The following is a 16,972-nucleotide window of genomic DNA, read 5'->3' as shown; positions in this document are numbered from 1 at the left end:
ATGTACCAAATGGTCTCGCATTAGATTTTGCAAGCAAAATCTTTACTCACTCGTTGTTCAGTTTTCAAAGATCAATTTCTCTTTCGTTGCTACCAGTTTGTCTCAGAAGCAACTTTTATAATATATCATGTCCGGCAGTTTAATGCAAGCTTTTTTTTCGAGAAGTTTTAATTTCTTTCCAATCAGCTTGTCGAGAAAAGTTGTTGTTTAAACGTGTTTTTCTTGACCGGATTTATAATATACCATGGGCATCAAAGTATAACAAGTTGTAAAAAATGACATTTGGTATATTCGTTTATTCACTCCTTTCTATAGTAATGAGGTTCAGATCCATTACCAATCTTTCTATGATTATATCTCTCCAACCAAGGTTACTATATAAAGGTCAAATTATATCTTAAAAGGAGCGATACGTCGTGAATATAAATAAACGCATTTTAATGGTTGTTACAAATGGTCAGTCGATGAGTAATGGCCACCTAGCCGGAATCTGGCTATCTGAATTTACGGAACCCTACGAAGAGCTAACTAGCAAGGGTTATGAAATTACCATTGTCAGTCCTAATGGTGGGGAATCTCAGATAGATCCGAATAGCCTCGCTGGAGAAGGTATCCCGTCCAAGTGCAGAACCTCGCTGATCTACTAAAAGAAACAAGCCCGATTGACTCCGTGAAAGCCTCTGATTTTGCAGGCATCTTCCTGCCCGGTGGTCACGGTGCCATGTTTGATCTCCCTAACAACGAACATTTGCATAAGCTGTTGAGAGATTTTGCGGAATCGGATAAGAGCATCGGAGCCGTATGTCATGGTCCTGCCGGCTTGGTTGGAGCAAAGCTATCGAATGGGGAACCTTTAGTAGCTGGTAAAACGATTACGGCATTTACAGATGCTGAAGAATATGAAGTCAAACTTGAGAAAGAGATGCCCTTCTTACTCGAATCAAAACTGCGGGAACTCGGCGCAACTCTTGTCGTACGTTCGAATTGGGAGGATCATGTTGAAACGGACGGTAAGTTAATAACCGGACAAAATCCCCAATCTTCAATTAGCGTAGCCAAGGAATTTTTGAAGACATTAGATTAAGCCGCAAATATAAGTATACAAAGGATGCCTAAATGGCGTCCTTTTTTCGTTACATGATAGGAATCAAAACCTTTCCATTTATAGGCATGCCCTGCCGAATCACAGTACACAGGTATAGAGGTTTATCCTTTTAGACACGTCAATACAATGATCTCTTAATTTGCGTTGTCTTCTACTATACCATTACAATTAAGAGGATTGAGCGGTTAGAATGGGGTGATTCAATGAGTGAGCATGAGTCGTACTTTTCGAGCAATGATACCAAGTACATCGTTTCAGGAGACTCTATTTCCAAAGGGGTTATTTATGATGAGGTGCGCAGCAGGTACATTATACTTGAAGAAAATTATGTATCTCTACTTCAGAGTAAGCTGAAGGGCGGGATTCGCAACACAGCAAGGTTCGGTAATACCCTGATGAAAGGGATGGGCAATCTCAGAAAAGATGTGCTGAAGGATAAGCCCAATATCGTTTTAATTGAATATGGCGGTAATGACTGCGATTTTCATTGGAATGAAATTGCAGATAACCCGGATGCAGAACATAACCCCAAGACCGATTTCAAAATGTTTGAGAACATTCTTTCAGAAGCGATTAGCTTTCTGAGAAGTCAGCATATTACGCCAATTCTAATGAGTCTTCCTCCACTTAATGCAGATAAATATTTTAAATGGGTAAGTCAGAGTAATCCCATTGCAGAGCAAAACATTCTAAAATGGCTGGGTAGCGTCACTAAAATCTATTGGTGGCAGGAGAGATACAACTCTACCATTCTTAAAGTATCTGAGATGACTAAGACTCCATATATTGATGTACGTGGGGCATTCCTTGAGCATCCAGATTTCACTAAATTCCTCTGTTCAGATGGGATTCATCCCAATAAAGATGGACACCGGATTATATATGATAAAGTGTTATCATTCGTAGAACAAAATCATAGCGATTTGTTGCAAGACAACAACCGGTTAGCACTTCAATAACAAAAGGGAGACTCTACAGAGTCTCCCTTTTGTTTGCATTACCGTTATATTACTTTCCACAGCACTTTTTATATTTTAGTCCACTACCACACGGACATGGCTCGTTACGTCCTACTTTTGGAACAGAATTCTGCGGGCTTTCTTGGCTGCCCACTAATCGTAAAAGTTCCTGTTCTTCATTGCTGCCAGCTAATTCTTGCAGCTCAACTAAGGTATGTCCTGCATTTGACCACATTCTTGTATGATTATGAATTTCAGCTAGCATAGCTACAGTATTCTGTGCTTGCATAGCTGTTTTGAAATGAATATTACGACTTTCAAATTCATATATCAGGTCTTGAATCGATGAACCCTTTGAACAAGCAAGCTGGATATCATCAATTAAGTATTCAACCATTTCCTCATCATTACATAGCTCTGCAAGCACATATTGTTGCAATGCTATTAGTTGAGGCGTTATTTCGAAGTATGTCTCATCTGCATAACGAAGAAACTCTTCTTGATTAGGCACATAATACGGCTTGTCTTTTTGACTAGCGCGCAGAGCCAAGATATCTTTATCTCCCTCATCATTGACTAGATAGCTATTCACAATATAACCGTCATGTAGAGCAATGCTTTGTCCTCTTACCAACATTTCATCAATATATTCGGTAAGTTCCTGTTCTGTGAGCTGCTCATCGTTCTGCTGATTAAAGATTTCAATAAGTTTAGACGGCTCAATAACTCCGTATAACTGGACTGCAGCAAGAATATATTGATAGCTGATCTGACGTCTGCTACGTCCTTTTTTCAATTCCTGCATATTGATTTGCTCTGCAGCTGCTTTAACTTCATCCGGCATGATGATATAGAACTTATTGTCGTTGAAGTAAGTAACAACTAGACCGCGCTCCAGATAATAAGCATAGTCACCGTAAGGTAACGAATTATCTTGAATGCTAGGTTCACGAAGTAGTGACTCAAACAGTGTCCACTCTTCTTCATCCGTTACAAGCAAAGAAGACTTCAACTGATCAGGATCCGTAATATATTTCAGAAGAGCATCAGCGAGCTCATCCTTCTTCATCTTTGATCGTCCTGAGATATTGTTAACAGAAGCAAGCGAAGAAAGCTTAGACTTCGTTACACTAAGAAGGATCTCCGGCAAGCTAGTCATAATATCACCTATAATAGCGTGCTTTATATTTCTTTGTTCCAATAATAAAATAGGGTCTTCCAATATGTACACCTCTTCCAGTTTGTAAGAACGGGCAGATTGATTACATAGTAATCCGATGTGCCCTTTTTTTATATTATACACTATGAGCAATAGTAAATAGATTGCTACTTGATAAATCGTACTGTATTATCCCCTTTTAGATTTTGGAAATCGTGGAAAGGAGATACTATTTGTGGACACTTGGACTGAAGGACAAACCTTCCATCCCGGTTATCGGCGGAATATCGGAATAAATACTGCTGGATGCTGCCAGCAAAAGGTAATAGGCCTAATTTAGCTGTTCAAATAGTATTTCTAGCTCTTCTGGGGTAAGGTCTCTCCATGTTCCCTTATCTATACCTTCAATCAGCATGTTCATAATACGGATACGTTCAAGCCTAAGCACGCGGTATCCTAGCTCCTTGCACATTCTACGAATTTGGAGATTGAGTCCTTCTGTCAGTATGATACGAAATACATATTCACTCTGATACGTCGTTACGCATCGTTTGGTTGTGACCCCTAGAATCTCAATTCCACTCGACATCTTATAGAGAAAATCATCTGTAATGGGCTTGTCCACGGTGACTACATATTCTTTCTCATGCCCATGCTCTGAACGCATCATTTTGTTAACGATAGCACCATCGTTTGTTAATAAAATTAGACCTTCAGATGCCTTATCTAGCCTACCTACCGCAAAAATCCGTGAGGGATAATTCACAAAATCAATAATATTACCCTCGACATGCTTAGCTGCTGTACATGTAATCCCGACGGGTTTATGTAGTAGGATATACACTGGGTCGGCCCGCTTTGGAATAGGCTCACCATCAATGAGCACTAGGTCTCCTTCGGTTACCTCTGCCCCCGGTTCACAAATAACATCATTGATCGTAATTCTGCCTTCCGAGATCATTCGATCTGTCTGCCGCCTTGAGCAAAAGCCCGTCTCACTGATGTATTTATTGATTCGCACCTTAAGTTAGTACCCTCCACACATAAAAAGCTCAAGCCATACCGCAGCTTGAGCTTTGTTCAAGAATTAGTTTGTTCGTCTAACTTATGCGTATACTTTTTTAAAAGCCTCTTCAACTTGCGGTAAAATGGTATCCCAATCAGCATCTGCTTCTTTACTAACGGTAACGAAATCCTTAATTGCAAATATGTTATCGACACCCTCAATGCTCAGCAGAGCATTTGCTAAAGGATGGTCTGTTGCATCCCCACTTTTCAGAGACGTGCTTTTAGGACCTTCAAAAATAACTTCACTTGCATTTACCTTAACCGAATTCGGATTCGGCGTTGGTTGAATATTGATTTGAATTGCCATGTGAACGAATCACTCCTTTATTTACTATTGTACCATGCCTGACTATAGTGTAACCAGTTACTCCTACATGAATGATAGAGTCTTCCTCATCAGCGCTATTTATTCATAGGGTGAGCAGAACCGCTATAGCGCATTAGTGCGGGCTGCAATGTTCCCGATACAATATCACGGATTCGCTCTACCACATCCTCCGGCGCTTCGTTCATGCCACCTTTTACCCATTTCACCACAATACCAACAAAGGCAAACGTATAGAATTCAGCAATAAAGCTCATATCTACCTCAGATATCGCAAGCGTAGCAGATACATCTTGCACAACTCCCATAATTAGGCTATGTGTAGCTTCGAACAGATAGCCATCAAACGCATTTTGTCCTGGTGTATTTAGCGCATTAATATAAAAAACTCGATTATCTGTCAAATACGAAAGTATTCGGTTAATACCATCAATCCAGCGATCGTAGCTGCAGTAATCGGCAATACTCTCAACCGCCTCGGTATAATATATCCAGTGGACTAAATCGAACTTATCTTTGAAATGATAGTAAAATGTCTGTCGATTAAGACCACAGTGGTCAACAATTTGCTTAATTGAGATTTTGGATAAGGGATTGGTAGCTGTGAGCTCCTTCAAAGAAGCTGCAATGGCTCGCTTTGTAATCTGTGATTCTGACACTAAGGTCACCTCGAGTTATAGAACATAATGTAATTATAAATGATTCTCTCTTGGAATGAAAATGGCTAGACAATTTACAGTCAATGTTGAAATTTTAGACAGATAAGTATAATTGTCTAGCAACTACCTGTTTCTCAAGCGCGCCTCCTTGCTTATGTAGCTTATATAAAGGAGGAGATTAATTATGGCACAAGCATCAAAAAATTCAGAGAAACAAGCATATTTTATTGGTGGAGGTATCGCTTCGCTCGCTGGGGCCGCTTTCCTAATCCGAGATGGAGAGATGAAAGGACACAATATTCATATTCTAGAAGATTTGAACATTAACGGCGGTGCGCTAGATGGAGCAAAAAGTGAACAGGATGGCTTTGTTATGCGGGGCGGACGTATGCTTAATAAGCCAACATATGAATGTACATGGAATCTGCTAGCAGATATTCCATCCGTGGATACTCCAGGAATTTCAGTTAAAGACGAAATTCACGCTTTTACAGATCAATATCCGACCCACGCTCAAGCAAGATTAGTGGATAAAGACCGACAGATCGTCGATGTGAAGCATATGGGCTTCTCCAATCAGGATCGATTACATATGAGCAAACTGCTCATCGAGTCCGAAGAGGATTTGGGTGCTAAACGGATCAATGAATGGTTCACAGCGCATTTCTTCCAGACGAATTTCTGGTATATGTGGGCGACGATGTTTGCCTTTCAGCCTTGGCACAGTGCTGTCGAATTTAAACGCTATATGATTCGCTTCATGCATGAATTTCATCAGATTGATACACTTGCAGGCGTGGCACGTACCCCATTTAATCAATACGATTCTATTGTTGTACCGATCCAGCAATGGCTTGAACAACATGGTGTGCAATACTCGCTGAATACAACCGTTACAGACATTGACTTCGTAAACAACGGTACAGAACGCACGGCGGAGCGGATTCATTTTAACCGTGACGGACTAAATGGACAAATTCATGTCTCACCCAATGATCTCGTCTTCTTCACGAATGGCTCTATGACAGAACACTCCGATTTAGGGTCGATGCATTCCGCTCCAACCCTAAGAGATAAAGGTCCTTCATTTGGATTGTGGGAAAAGATTGCGGCTAAGCAGCCAGGCTTCGGCAATCCATCCGCATTCGACGATCATATTGCGGAGTCCAAGTGGGAATCATTCACGGTTACTTGCAATACACCACTCTTCTTCGAGCGAATGGAGGAATTCTCAGGCAATGAAGCAGGAACAGGAGCATTAGTAACGTTCAAGGATTCGAACTGGCTGATGTCCATCGTTCTAGCACATCAGCCTCATTTTCGTAATCAGCCTGATAACGTTCAGGTCTTCTGGGGCTATGCGCTATCTGGAGATCAACAAGGTAATTACGTAAATAAACCGATGTCGGAATGTACTGGAGCAGAGATTCTAACTGAACTTTGCGGACATCTTCGCTTCACAGAAGAATTACCGCATCTACTAGAGACCTCTAATGTCATTCCATGTATGATGCCTTTCATCACAAGTCAGTTTATGCCAAGGATTCAAGGGGATCGCCCGCAGGTTATCCCTGAGGGAAGTACGAACTTTGCGTTCCTGGGGCAATATACCGAAATACCAGAGGATGTCGTCTTTACGGTAGAATATTCGGTACGCAGTGCCATGACCGCTGTCTACCATCTACTTAACATTGACAAGGAAATTCCTAAGCCTTACAAAGGCCAGCATCATGTGAAGGTTCTGTTCGAATCGCTAGTAACGGCGATCCGTTAACCATAAATAATACATCAATAACATTAAAAACCGATTGCACATGAGACGGGGCTCACCCCATCAACATGCAATCGGTTTTTTCAATCACATCGTATAACAAAAATTACATTTTCTATTTACTCGGTAAAGACGCCCATGTGCTCTCAAGCCATGAATCAAACTCAGCGCCCTTCTCCCCTTCATACACATCATAGATATCGATACGCATTTTCTTAAACTTCTCTTTGAACTCTTCATACGAATGACCCGCAGGAAGACTTTTCTTAATTCTGATTAAGATTTTAGTCAATCCCTTAACAAGCTCGCCCTTTTTCTTCTCAGGCATTTGAACATCTTCACCAAGTGATTTCAATTTATTGTAAGCAGCCTCTTGAACTTCATACACGGAATCGTTATTCATCCGAGCCGTTAATATATCAATGATCTGTTGATCATTTACTTCGTCATCCAATTGTTGAATTGCTTCAAGGCGTTCTCTCCAATTTGCATTACGATGGATTGATTTTTTCAATGCCTCAAACTTTGCTTCCTCGCTATCAATCACTTCTACTTCTACTTCTTTATTATCCAAACCGTTCCATCCCCTTCTTATGGTCGCTGCTTTATCCGCTTGTAACCAAGTATGATGAAATATACAACATCATATACAATATGTACAGTGAAAGCTTAAATATGGCCTGTCCAAATGAAAAAAGCCTGCTCCTATATCATAACTAAGGAGCAGGCTTTAATCCAATCCATCTTAACGCATAATTTTGCAAATATCATTCGTGAATTCAACAGGATCTTGAATTGGCAATCCTTCAATTAATAGCGCTTGATTATACAATAACTGTGTATACAGATTTAGCTTCTCCTGATCGTTGTCATGAGCAGCCTTTAACGACTGAAATACCTCATGGTTTACGTTGATTTCTAGCACTTTATCGGCTTGAACATCTTGGCCGTTAGGCATAGCCTTCAGGATTTTTTCCATTTCAATAGTAACTTCACCCTCTGTAGATAAGCATACAGGATGAGATTTCAATCTCTTGGATGCTCTGACATTCTTCACTTTGCCAGACAATAGACCTTTCATCGATTCAAACAGATCCTTATTCTCGTTCTCTTCAGCTTCAGTTGCTTTCTCATCTGCCTCGGATTCGATGCCCAAATCTCCGCTTGATACCGATTTGAATTCTTTATCTTTATAAGTTGTAAGCATCTTAATCGCAAATTCATCAATATCATCTGTAAAGTACAGAATCTCGTAACCCTTATCCGACACCATTTCGGTTTGTGGAAGTTTCTCAATACGATCTACGGACTCACCGGAAGCATAGTAGATATACTTCTGATCTTCAGGCATTCTCGAAACGTACTCATCCAAGGTAACGAGCTTCTTCTCATTAGAAGAGATGAACAAGAGCAGATCTTGAAGTACGTCCTTATTAGCACCGTAATCGTTATATACACCAAATTTAAGCTGTCTACCAAACGAGTTATAGAATTGTTCGTACTTCTCTCTATCATCTTTCAGCAGGCTTTGTAGTTGGCTCTTCACCTTGCTCTTGATGTTCTTAGCGATTAGCGTTAGCTGGCGATCATGCTGAAGCATTTCTCTAGAAATGTTCAGTGACAGGTCTTCCGAATCAACCATACCTTTTACAAAACTAAAATAGTCAGGTAGCAGGTCTGCACACTTATCCATAATAAGCACGCCATTGGAGTACAGCTCTAGGCCTTTCTCATATTCCTTCGAGTAGTAATCAAATGGTGTATTCTCTGGAATGAACAGGATGGCATTATAGACAACAGCACCATCGGCTTTGATATGAACATGTGTCAGCGGCTTATCGAAACCGTAACGCTTCTCCATATAGAAGTTCTCGTAATCCTCAGGCGTGAGCTCGCTCTTATTTTTGCGCCAAATTGGCACCATGCTATTAACCGTCTGTTCTTCTTCGTATTCCTCGAATTCATTCTCCGTGCCTTCTTTAGGACGTTGACCTTTCACATCCATCTTAATAGGGTAGCGGATAAAGTCAGAATACTTCTTGATAATCGCTCTGAGACGGTATTCCTCAAGATACTCATCATATTGATCATCTTCCGTGTTCTCTTTAATCTTCAATATAATTTCTGTACCTACGGAATCTTTCTCGCATGGCTCAATCGTGTATCCATCTGTACCTGTGGATTCCCATTTGAACGCTTCATTACTTCCCAAAGCTTTACTAATTACCGTAACATCATCAGCTACCATAAAAGCAGAATAGAACCCAACACCAAATTGACCGATGATATTGTGGCCTTCTTTGGCTTCGTTCTCGCTCTTAAAGGCAAGTGATCCGCTCTTTGCAATTGTTCCTAAGTTGTTCTCCAGATCTTCCTGGGTCATACCAATACCTGTATCTGTAATCGTCAGCGTTCTGTTCGTTTTATCTGCGGTGACTTTAATGAAGTAATCCTCTTTATTAAAAGCCAATGTTTCGTCAGTTAGCGCTTTATAATAAAGCTTGTCGATCGCATCGCTTGCATTAGAAATCAGCTCTCTGATAAAAATTTCACGCTGCGTATAAATGGAGTTAATCATCATTCTAGCAATCGTTTCGATTCTGCTTTGAATTCTTGTTTAGCCATGAATAATAAATCTCCTTCCAATATCAAAATAGTCTATTACCTATTTTAGCACTCAAATGCTCTGAGTGCTAATTCCTTCTTTTTATATAACATATCCTGAATTTGTATGTCAATTATAGAGCGAATAATCGCTTCAAATAATCATTTAGAAGTAATGGCTCGTTTCAAAACCTTCACACCGTGAACTGGCAGATGCACCGAAACGCTCTCTATCTTTGCACTGCTCATATCCATCAAAAGAGCGCCATGTAACGGGATCTCTTGTTCCTTATCGCTGAAATTGAGCAGGAATATATACTCATTCTCTCCACTGGTACGTAGTTGTGCAGTTACACCTTGAGGCAAATTTGTCTTAAGAGCTCGTTTAATACCCACCTGTTCAATCACTTGGCTATAAAAGTCATCATAAAATGGCTCCTTCACCCGCGTAGCGATATAATACGCTTTACCCTGTCCAAGGGTATTAACGGTTAGTGCTGGGAAACCTGCGTAAAAGTCATCCCTATATTCCGCGAGCACTTCAGCGCTTTCCGTATGTATCAGATCACATAAATCATATGCATCGTAACTTTTCTTAAGCTTTAAATGATTGTTTACATCACACACAATGGCATTCTCTTCCCCTAAATGCAGCCCGTCAATCTCTTCAGACCAAATACCCAGCGTTCGCCGCAGGGGTCCAGGAAATCCACCCATATGACAAAGGTCGCTTTCATTTACAATCCCCGACCAATACGTAGTTATAAACGTACCCCCACCTGCAACAAAGGCTTCAATAGCCGATCCTGCCTGCTCGGTACATAAATACATCATAGGGGCCACTATCAGCTTATATTTGGAGAGATCATCTTCAGATCCAATAATATCAACTGGAACTCCGAGTTCCCAGAAAGCACGATAATGCTGTATGACTGTATTTTCATAGTCAATTCCACGGTTTAATGGTCCCTGAGAATCTTTAATTGCCCAGCGATTATCCCAATCGGTGATGATTGCCGTTTGTGCAGAAACTGTGCTACCCGCAATTTCTCCTATTTTCACCAGTATCTCTCCTAGCTCAGCAACCTCACGAAATACTCTTGTATGTTCATGTCCAACATGATCAACGACAGCTCCATGCAGCTTCTCGCTGGAACCGCGGCTCTTTCTCCACTGAAAGTACTGAACAGAATCCGACCCATGTGCCACCGCATGGAGAGAAGACAGTACGTGCATACCAGGACGCTTTAGCTTGCTCACAGCCTGCCAGTTGGTCATACTCGGTGTGCTCTCCATGAGCATAAACGGCTGCCCGCCTTTTAGAGATCGGAACAAGTCATGGTTGAAAGAGAACCATGCAGCTACCTTCCCGGGATCCTGCAGATCATGCCAGGTCGGATAGGCATCCCAAGAAATGATATCAAGTATTTTCGCAAGTTTTCGGTAGTCCACACCTTCAAACCAATCCATCATATTCGCTGTGACTGGCAATTCTGGACGAACTTCCCGAAGCGGAGCAATCTCATGGGAACAGAAATCCACTGTGCGGTCGGTAACAAATCTTTTCCAATCCAGATTATGTCCATGCACAGCGGTTTCTCCATGCGGTGCGGGTGATTCTATCTGAGACCAGTTGCTATAGGTGTGACTCCAGAAACTTGTCCACCAGGCTTGGTTCACCTGATCCAAGGTACCGTAACGCTCCTTCAACCATTCACGAAATGCTTCCTGACAGTAATCACAATGACATTCACCTCCGTATTCATTAGAAATATGCCATCCGATGACCGCAGGATGATGAGCATATCGTTCTGCCAGCTTGGAATTCATAAGACGTATTTTCTCGCGATAAATTGGCGATGTATAACAGTGGTTGTGGCGGCCTCCATGCAAGTTCCGCACACGTTGAGCGTTCACGCGCAGTACTTCAGGATAACGGGCTGACATCCATACAGGTCTCGCGCCGCTTGGAGTTGCCAGCCACGCATAGATTCCATTCTCGGCAAATCGATTTAGAACCTGATCAAGCCAATCAAACGTAAAGTGTCCTTCCTCCGGCTCAATGGCTGACCAAGCAAAAATACCAATAGCCATCACGTTACATTTGGCGAGCTTCATTAACCGTATGTCTTCTTCGAGAATTTCAGGTGAGTGCTGCCACTGATCCGGATTATAATCCGCTCCATGCATGAAACCATTCAGCTTCGGGCTGATGAGTGGAAATGACGTTGTCATGTTTGTTCCTCTTTTCTATTAACAAAATGTTTAATGTTTACAACAAAAAAACGTTATCGTCTCCGATCCGTCTTTTTTGCGTTTCTTATCGAACATTACTTACTCTATTGAATGCTAGAGGGAACACTGGTAATTCCTTTTTCGGTACCATGGCAAACGTTCAAGCTGAGCTTCGACATCCAATTTACACGGGCCAAGAACAACTGAACCATCATCACCAACCCATTCTCCTGGAGGGAATACGATTGTTCGGCGAGTAGCTCCTTGCTCTAATACGGGCGCTACTAAAATTAGATCCCCTAGAAGAAACTCGTCCATGACCGATTCATAACCCATATGCGGATACATATATGCCAAATGACGCATTATAGGCTCTCCCGTTATGCCTGCACGAATGGCTAGTCCCTCAATAATTTCGCCCATCTCAACATGTAGCTGTGCCGCTTGGATACATAATGCTGTATGCTTTGCATCAAGAACACGCCATGGTGCCGTTGAAAACTGCATCATCGGGAACAGAGCTGCACACTGTGCATAACGCACGAATAGTTCCTGATCCACCTTGAAATCCGGTCTAATTAAGTCCTCATATTGGCCACCGCCCACCATATCAGGGCAGTTAAACGCGTAACCGAGAAGTCCTTGTGCCAGCCCATTTGGAATCAGGCTGCGAAGGCCGTCCAGTCCCCAGCTATGATTCTTGTCGCTTAGGCGCTGTACAAGCGGTTGACCGCCCATTTTCCAACAGGCACGATATTCGTTAAAACGGTAATGTAGTCCCAATTGCGCCCAGATTTCGCTCTGCTCATTTGGTGTTGTTGTCCTATATGTCACGTCATCCGAGGCGTAATATTCCGGGTCTCCAGCATCCAGCTTGAAACCGTCGATGTCATAAGACTGCATCAGGTTATCCAATTCTCCTCTAAACCATTGCTCCGCCTCTGGATGGGTAAGGTCGAGAATCGCACTAAACCCATTCCACCATTCCCGAATTACAGGTCGGCTGTTCCCCTCCCGAATAAGATAACCTTTTCTTTGCAGTGCACGATATACAGAGCTGTCTGGGCTAATAAATGGGCTCACCCACAGCATTACTGTAAAGCCAAGCTCATGCAATCGCTCTATCATTTTCTTAGCATCGGGAAATCTCCTACTATCAAAATCTAGGATTCCATAATCCACATGCCAGTTGTCATCAATCATTAATACACCGGGTGGTAGACCATTCTCAATTATCGCCTCAGCATAGTCTATTACTTTCTGTTGCGTGCAATCATATGACATTTCCATCCAAGTGTTATATTGAGGAACGTTGAAGAATCTTTTATCTGGGATCGTTCCGTTTGAAGGAAAAAAAGTTTGTGATGTATAGAGAAAGGCTTCTCTCAAGCTTTCGCCGCTACGTCCTGAATGTACAACGTCTGTCATCCCTTTAATCTTAAGCTCACCATTTGTTATCTCGAATTTAAAGGGTTCTTCAGACCATACATATCGGCCTTTACTTGACAAAAGAAGCGGGGAGCCTTGATTGTATGCTAAGTGACCGTTAAGATCTCTTTCCATTCCACTTTCAGATGAAAAGGGCATACGCACGCCGTCATTTACAACGCCGCCCCACCATAATTCATCAGGTAAAATATGCAATACCATGTCCTCTTGTTTCATGCCTTTATTTACTCCTCACTTTCTCCATACTGTGGGAACGACAAGCTTTAAATTATATTCAAAAGATGTAATCACCATAAAGAACGATCAATTCCTAATAATAGACAGCGAAGAAATCCTTAAAAGGAATTTCTTCGCTGTCTCATCATCCTTAGTTCGTTTGTGACACGGCCCATTGCTGATTCGATCCACCATTGTTGAACCATTGAATAGTCGATGCACCATCTGCTGTAGACGCACCGTTAATATCCAGCAGCTTGCCACTGTTTCCATTCTGGATTTGAACATAGCCTCCAGACAGACTAGTGAGCTTCCATAGCTGATTGAGACCCCAGTTGTTAGACCACTGAATATTCTTGGCCCCATCATTCAAGGATGAGTTCTCAATATCCAGCAGCTTCATGCTGTTCACGTTCTGAATACGGTAGTTGCCGTTTCCTGAATCTAGCAGATAGAATTTCTGGCTGTTCCAGCTACTATAGGTCCATTGCTGGACAGCAGCACCGTCTTGAGTCGAGCCACCCGTGATATTCAACGCCTTTCCGCTGTTCCGGTTGACGATTTTAAATTTCTTGCTTGTATCAAACGGTGAATTGCTGTTATAGGCACTGATCGCCTTGGTGAACTGCAGCTGTTTCGTTCCCACGACCTTCGCTGCTCCCAGAGGATATCCATCCGGCAGTGCTCCAGGTGCGGATTCCGGTTCCCAGTAGAATACCCCGATTCCCTTGCCATTCGGAACACTCTTGATTGCATCCAGCTCTGAAACTAAAGCGCTGTAGGTGTTCTCGGGATCATCGTACCTGCCACCAAACTCTGAAACCATAACCTCCTTGTTGTATCTGGCGGCCATATCGTTCAAGTTGTAAGCGAACTCCTCGGTTCGCGGCATATAATTGGTGCCTGGCGCCATATACCCGGATATGCCAATTACATCCCACTTACCGCCATTATTCTGGAATTTATCAAACCATGTACGGAAATGCGCATTCTGCTGACCATAAGCAAGATGCACGACAACCTTAGAACTTGGGCTGACCGTCTTTACCGCATCATAGCCACTGTTAATCAGTTGGGTCAGCTGCCCAAAATTAGTATCTTTCCCTTCAGGCCAAACCATACCGTAATTGATTTCATTGCCGACCTGAACCCATTCCGGATATATATTGTAGGATTTCAGGGTATTCATTACATCATAAGTATGGTCATACACATCGGTCAGCAATTGATTAAAACTGTGGCCTTCCCATGACGCAGGCTTAATCTGCTTGCCCGGATCGGCCCAGACATCACTGTAATGAAAATCGATCATGATACGCAGACCCAGCGCATCCGCACGCCGCGCCATGGCAACAACTCCAGCCTTATCATTAAAGCCAAGATAGCTGGTCACACCGTCTGAGCCCTTATACGTGAAGCTGGAAGGCGGGTTAACGAACACTCTCAATCTGACGGAGTCCACTCCGTTGTCTTTCAGAATTTGGAGGGCATCCTTCTGCACCCCATTCTGATCCTTCCAGGTATAACCATTAGCTTCCAGCTGGCTAAGCCATCCGATATCCGCCCCCTTTGCAACCGAGGCCGCAGCACTGACTTGGTTGGTACCTGATAGAGTCCACCCAGTACTGAGAATACAACAGAGCGCAACAGCAACGAACTTTCTCATTCTTTTCTTTAACATTAATTGTCCTCCTCATTTAGTAGATTCCCAGCGCAGGACAGTCTTCCATGCGCCGGGACATGCTAAATTTAGTGATTCGCTGTAAAATCCTTAATTTGTTTGCTTGTTTCCGCAAGCACTTTATCCAAGCCTGCTTTCTTCGCATTTTCCTCTAGCTTCTTGAAGGCTTGGTCAACGTCCTGAATGTTACCCCCATAGATTGGCATCATATACTGGGTATAGACAGTGTTCAGATTAGCAACCTCGCTCTTCATGCTGGATGTGTCCACCGAATAAGAATTGAACTTGGCGGGAATTAGATAATTCTTAAGCGATTGTTTATGAGCAATGTATTGTTCAGACCATGACGCAAGAGAAGGGTATTGGCTTTTGTTCGTAAACCAGAATCCAGCCGCATCCAACGGATATGTATTTGTCTCGGCCGTTACTCCTTCCGGTAGAGCCACCTTGTCGTCCTTCATTACATAGTTTGTGCCTTCGATACCGAAGGAAACCAGCATATTATAAGAAGGATCCTCCATAATGAGGTCAAGTGCCATCATCGCGCGCTCCGGATTCTTGGAATTAGCCGCGACAGCTACACCATTGTTAATATAAGGGTCCATTGGGTAAGTGCCCTTTTGGGACAGGTTCGGGATAATTTCAACCTCCCAACCATCTCGTCAGCCTTAGCCAATGTGCTCTGAATATCGTTAGAGTTCCCGATACCGACTGCAGATTTTCCTTGTTCGAAAGCATCCTTGCTTCGAACCGTATTAGAAATTGCATTTTTGTTCAGATATCCGTTGTCATACCAGGATTTCGCGATTTTAGCTGCACCCTTATAGCTTTCAAGCATGTAAGGTTCGAAGATGGAATGAACCTTATACTCTGGGTCATCCCACTCTGTAGCGGTTCCCGTCCAGCCGTTTGTAACAAGCACCGCGTCAACGGATGCCGGTCCCATCTCGTTCTGAAGGTTAGTGAATACCTTGCCATAGTCATATTGGCTGTCCATATTGATTGGGATCATGCCTTTTTCGTTCTTCTTAATCGCATCGAGATAAGGCTCAAGATCGCTGAATTTTTTAATTTCAGGCACTCCATACTTCTTTCTCAAATCGCCGCGAATCAGAGTTACAGGCACCTTTTGGTCAGGAGTAGCGGTCGGCACCATGAAAATTTTGCCGTTAACCTCTGCTTCTTTCCATGCTTTCTCCGGCGTTGCTTTGTGATGTAGCGGCATAAACTTCTGCAGATCTTCCTTCGTCAGTTCACGGAAAGCGCCTTTGGCCGCTTCCTGGTTGTAATAAGCCCAGTTCGCCGAATATATCAAATCAACATCTTCACCTGCCGCAAGCACAAGCGGGTACTTGGAGGCCAGATCCCCCCAGCCGATGTAGCGGAACTCCACAGTCGAGTTGATGTCGGCCTTCATCTTCTTGTTCAGTTCCTTGACTACCGCGTCCATACCCGCTGGTGCTTCTCCCAGCAGATAGAACACCAAATTAACATCGTCCGAAGTGTCCGTACCTGCCGCATTCTTTGAAGCTGTGTTAGAAGCAGTATTTGTTTTGCCATCATTGGCTTTGCTGCCAGCGTCATTCCCACTGCAACCCGATAAGATCATTAACATGACGAGCATAATTGTAACGATTGAGTGCTTCTTTCTAATTGTCATATTGACCCTCCTTAATCATGGTAAAATGTATACCTTACAAATCTAAACTTCTGAATTTTTTCCGTCCTGAGGCACAGATCA

At 42.7% G+C, this 16,972-nt stretch carries 14 protein-coding genes and 1 pseudogene; 4 read left to right on the top strand and 11 right to left on the bottom strand.

The features are described from left to right. The first annotated feature begins 416 nt into the window (after positions 1 to 416). From JCM16418_RS26690 to JCM16418_RS13580, 3 genes are all read left to right on the top strand, one after another. A complete protein-coding gene (locus JCM16418_RS26690; RefSeq protein ID WP_306304790.1) occupies positions 417 to 647 on the top strand; it encodes a type 1 glutamine amidotransferase family protein in 231 nt (76 codons plus the stop codon). Then, positions 623 to 1,084 (top strand): type 1 glutamine amidotransferase domain-containing protein, encoded by a 462-nt coding sequence (locus tag JCM16418_RS13585; RefSeq protein WP_306304789.1) that lies wholly within the window; start codon positions 623 to 625, stop codon positions 1,082 to 1,084. Before JCM16418_RS26690 ends, JCM16418_RS13585 begins: the two co-directional genes overlap by 25 nt. 224 nt (positions 1,085 to 1,308) lie before the next feature. Next, entirely contained in the window at positions 1,309 to 2,064 is a 756-nt protein-coding gene (locus JCM16418_RS13580) for an SGNH/GDSL hydrolase family protein (RefSeq protein ID WP_036649747.1), read from the top strand. Between the two features lie 49 nt (positions 2,065 to 2,113). Here JCM16418_RS13580 and JCM16418_RS13575 read toward each other — a convergent pair whose 3' ends face one another. From JCM16418_RS13575 to dhaS, 4 genes are all read right to left on the bottom strand, one after another. Continuing rightward, positions 2,114 to 3,265 (bottom strand): YecA family protein, encoded by a 1,152-nt coding sequence (locus JCM16418_RS13575; protein ID WP_148298812.1) that lies wholly within the window; start codon positions 3,263 to 3,265, stop codon positions 2,114 to 2,116. A gap of 289 nt (positions 3,266 to 3,554) precedes the next feature. Then, entirely contained in the window at positions 3,555 to 4,244 is a 690-nt protein-coding gene (locus JCM16418_RS13570) for a pseudouridine synthase (protein WP_036649742.1), read from the bottom strand. An 84-nt stretch (positions 4,245 to 4,328) separates the two neighbouring features. Then, positions 4,329 to 4,598, bottom strand: coding sequence for a NifU N-terminal domain-containing protein (locus tag JCM16418_RS13565; protein WP_036649740.1), 270 nt, complete (start codon positions 4,596 to 4,598; stop codon positions 4,329 to 4,331). A 95-nt stretch (positions 4,599 to 4,693) separates the two neighbouring features. Continuing rightward, entirely contained in the window at positions 4,694 to 5,275 is a 582-nt protein-coding gene (gene dhaS, locus JCM16418_RS13560) for a dihydroxyacetone kinase transcriptional activator DhaS (RefSeq protein ID WP_036649737.1), read from the bottom strand. Positions 5,276 to 5,459: 184 nt separating this feature from the next. On the opposite strand from dhaS, the gene JCM16418_RS13555 reads away from it, so the two are divergent. Then, entirely contained in the window at positions 5,460 to 7,049 is a 1,590-nt protein-coding gene (locus tag JCM16418_RS13555; protein ID WP_036649734.1) for an oleate hydratase, read from the top strand. Positions 7,050 to 7,161: 112 nt separating this feature from the next. Here JCM16418_RS13555 and JCM16418_RS13550 read toward each other — a convergent pair whose 3' ends face one another. The 7 genes and pseudogenes from JCM16418_RS13550 to JCM16418_RS13525 all read right to left on the bottom strand — a co-directional run bounded on the left by JCM16418_RS13550 (position 7,162) and on the right by JCM16418_RS13525 (position 16,891). Beyond that, positions 7,162 to 7,620, bottom strand: coding sequence for a hypothetical protein (locus tag JCM16418_RS13550; protein ID WP_036649731.1), 459 nt, complete (start codon positions 7,618 to 7,620; stop codon positions 7,162 to 7,164). A 171-nt stretch (positions 7,621 to 7,791) separates the two neighbouring features. Continuing rightward, positions 7,792 to 9,671, bottom strand: a pseudogene (gene htpG, locus JCM16418_RS13545) (molecular chaperone HtpG). Between the two features lie 141 nt (positions 9,672 to 9,812). Then, positions 9,813 to 11,885, bottom strand: coding sequence for a beta-galactosidase (locus JCM16418_RS13540; RefSeq protein WP_036649728.1), 2,073 nt, complete (start codon positions 11,883 to 11,885; stop codon positions 9,813 to 9,815). A gap of 114 nt (positions 11,886 to 11,999) precedes the next feature. Further along, on the bottom strand, positions 12,000 to 13,550 hold the full coding sequence (locus JCM16418_RS13535; RefSeq protein WP_052020272.1) for a glycoside hydrolase family 31 protein: 1,551 nt from the start codon (positions 13,548 to 13,550) through the stop codon (positions 12,000 to 12,002). A gap of 151 nt (positions 13,551 to 13,701) precedes the next feature. Next, entirely contained in the window at positions 13,702 to 15,231 is a 1,530-nt protein-coding gene (locus tag JCM16418_RS13530; RefSeq protein WP_052020271.1) for a glycosyl hydrolase 53 family protein, read from the bottom strand. A gap of 68 nt (positions 15,232 to 15,299) precedes the next feature. Then, a complete protein-coding gene (locus tag JCM16418_RS24700) occupies positions 15,300 to 15,836 on the bottom strand; it encodes a DUF3502 domain-containing protein (RefSeq protein ID WP_052020270.1) in 537 nt (178 codons plus the stop codon). Next, positions 15,809 to 16,891, bottom strand: coding sequence for an ABC transporter substrate-binding protein (locus JCM16418_RS13525; RefSeq protein ID WP_052020269.1), 1,083 nt, complete (start codon positions 16,889 to 16,891; stop codon positions 15,809 to 15,811). The genes JCM16418_RS24700 and JCM16418_RS13525 overlap by 28 nt, the downstream gene beginning before the upstream one ends. Positions 16,892 to 16,972: the final 81 nt, after the last annotated feature.

Source organism: Paenibacillus pini JCM 16418, assembly GCF_000576305.1.
Classification (GTDB): Bacteria; Bacillota; Bacilli; order Paenibacillales; family Paenibacillaceae; genus Paenibacillus_AQ; species Paenibacillus_AQ pini.
This window is presented reverse-complemented; position numbering and strand designations above follow the sequence as displayed.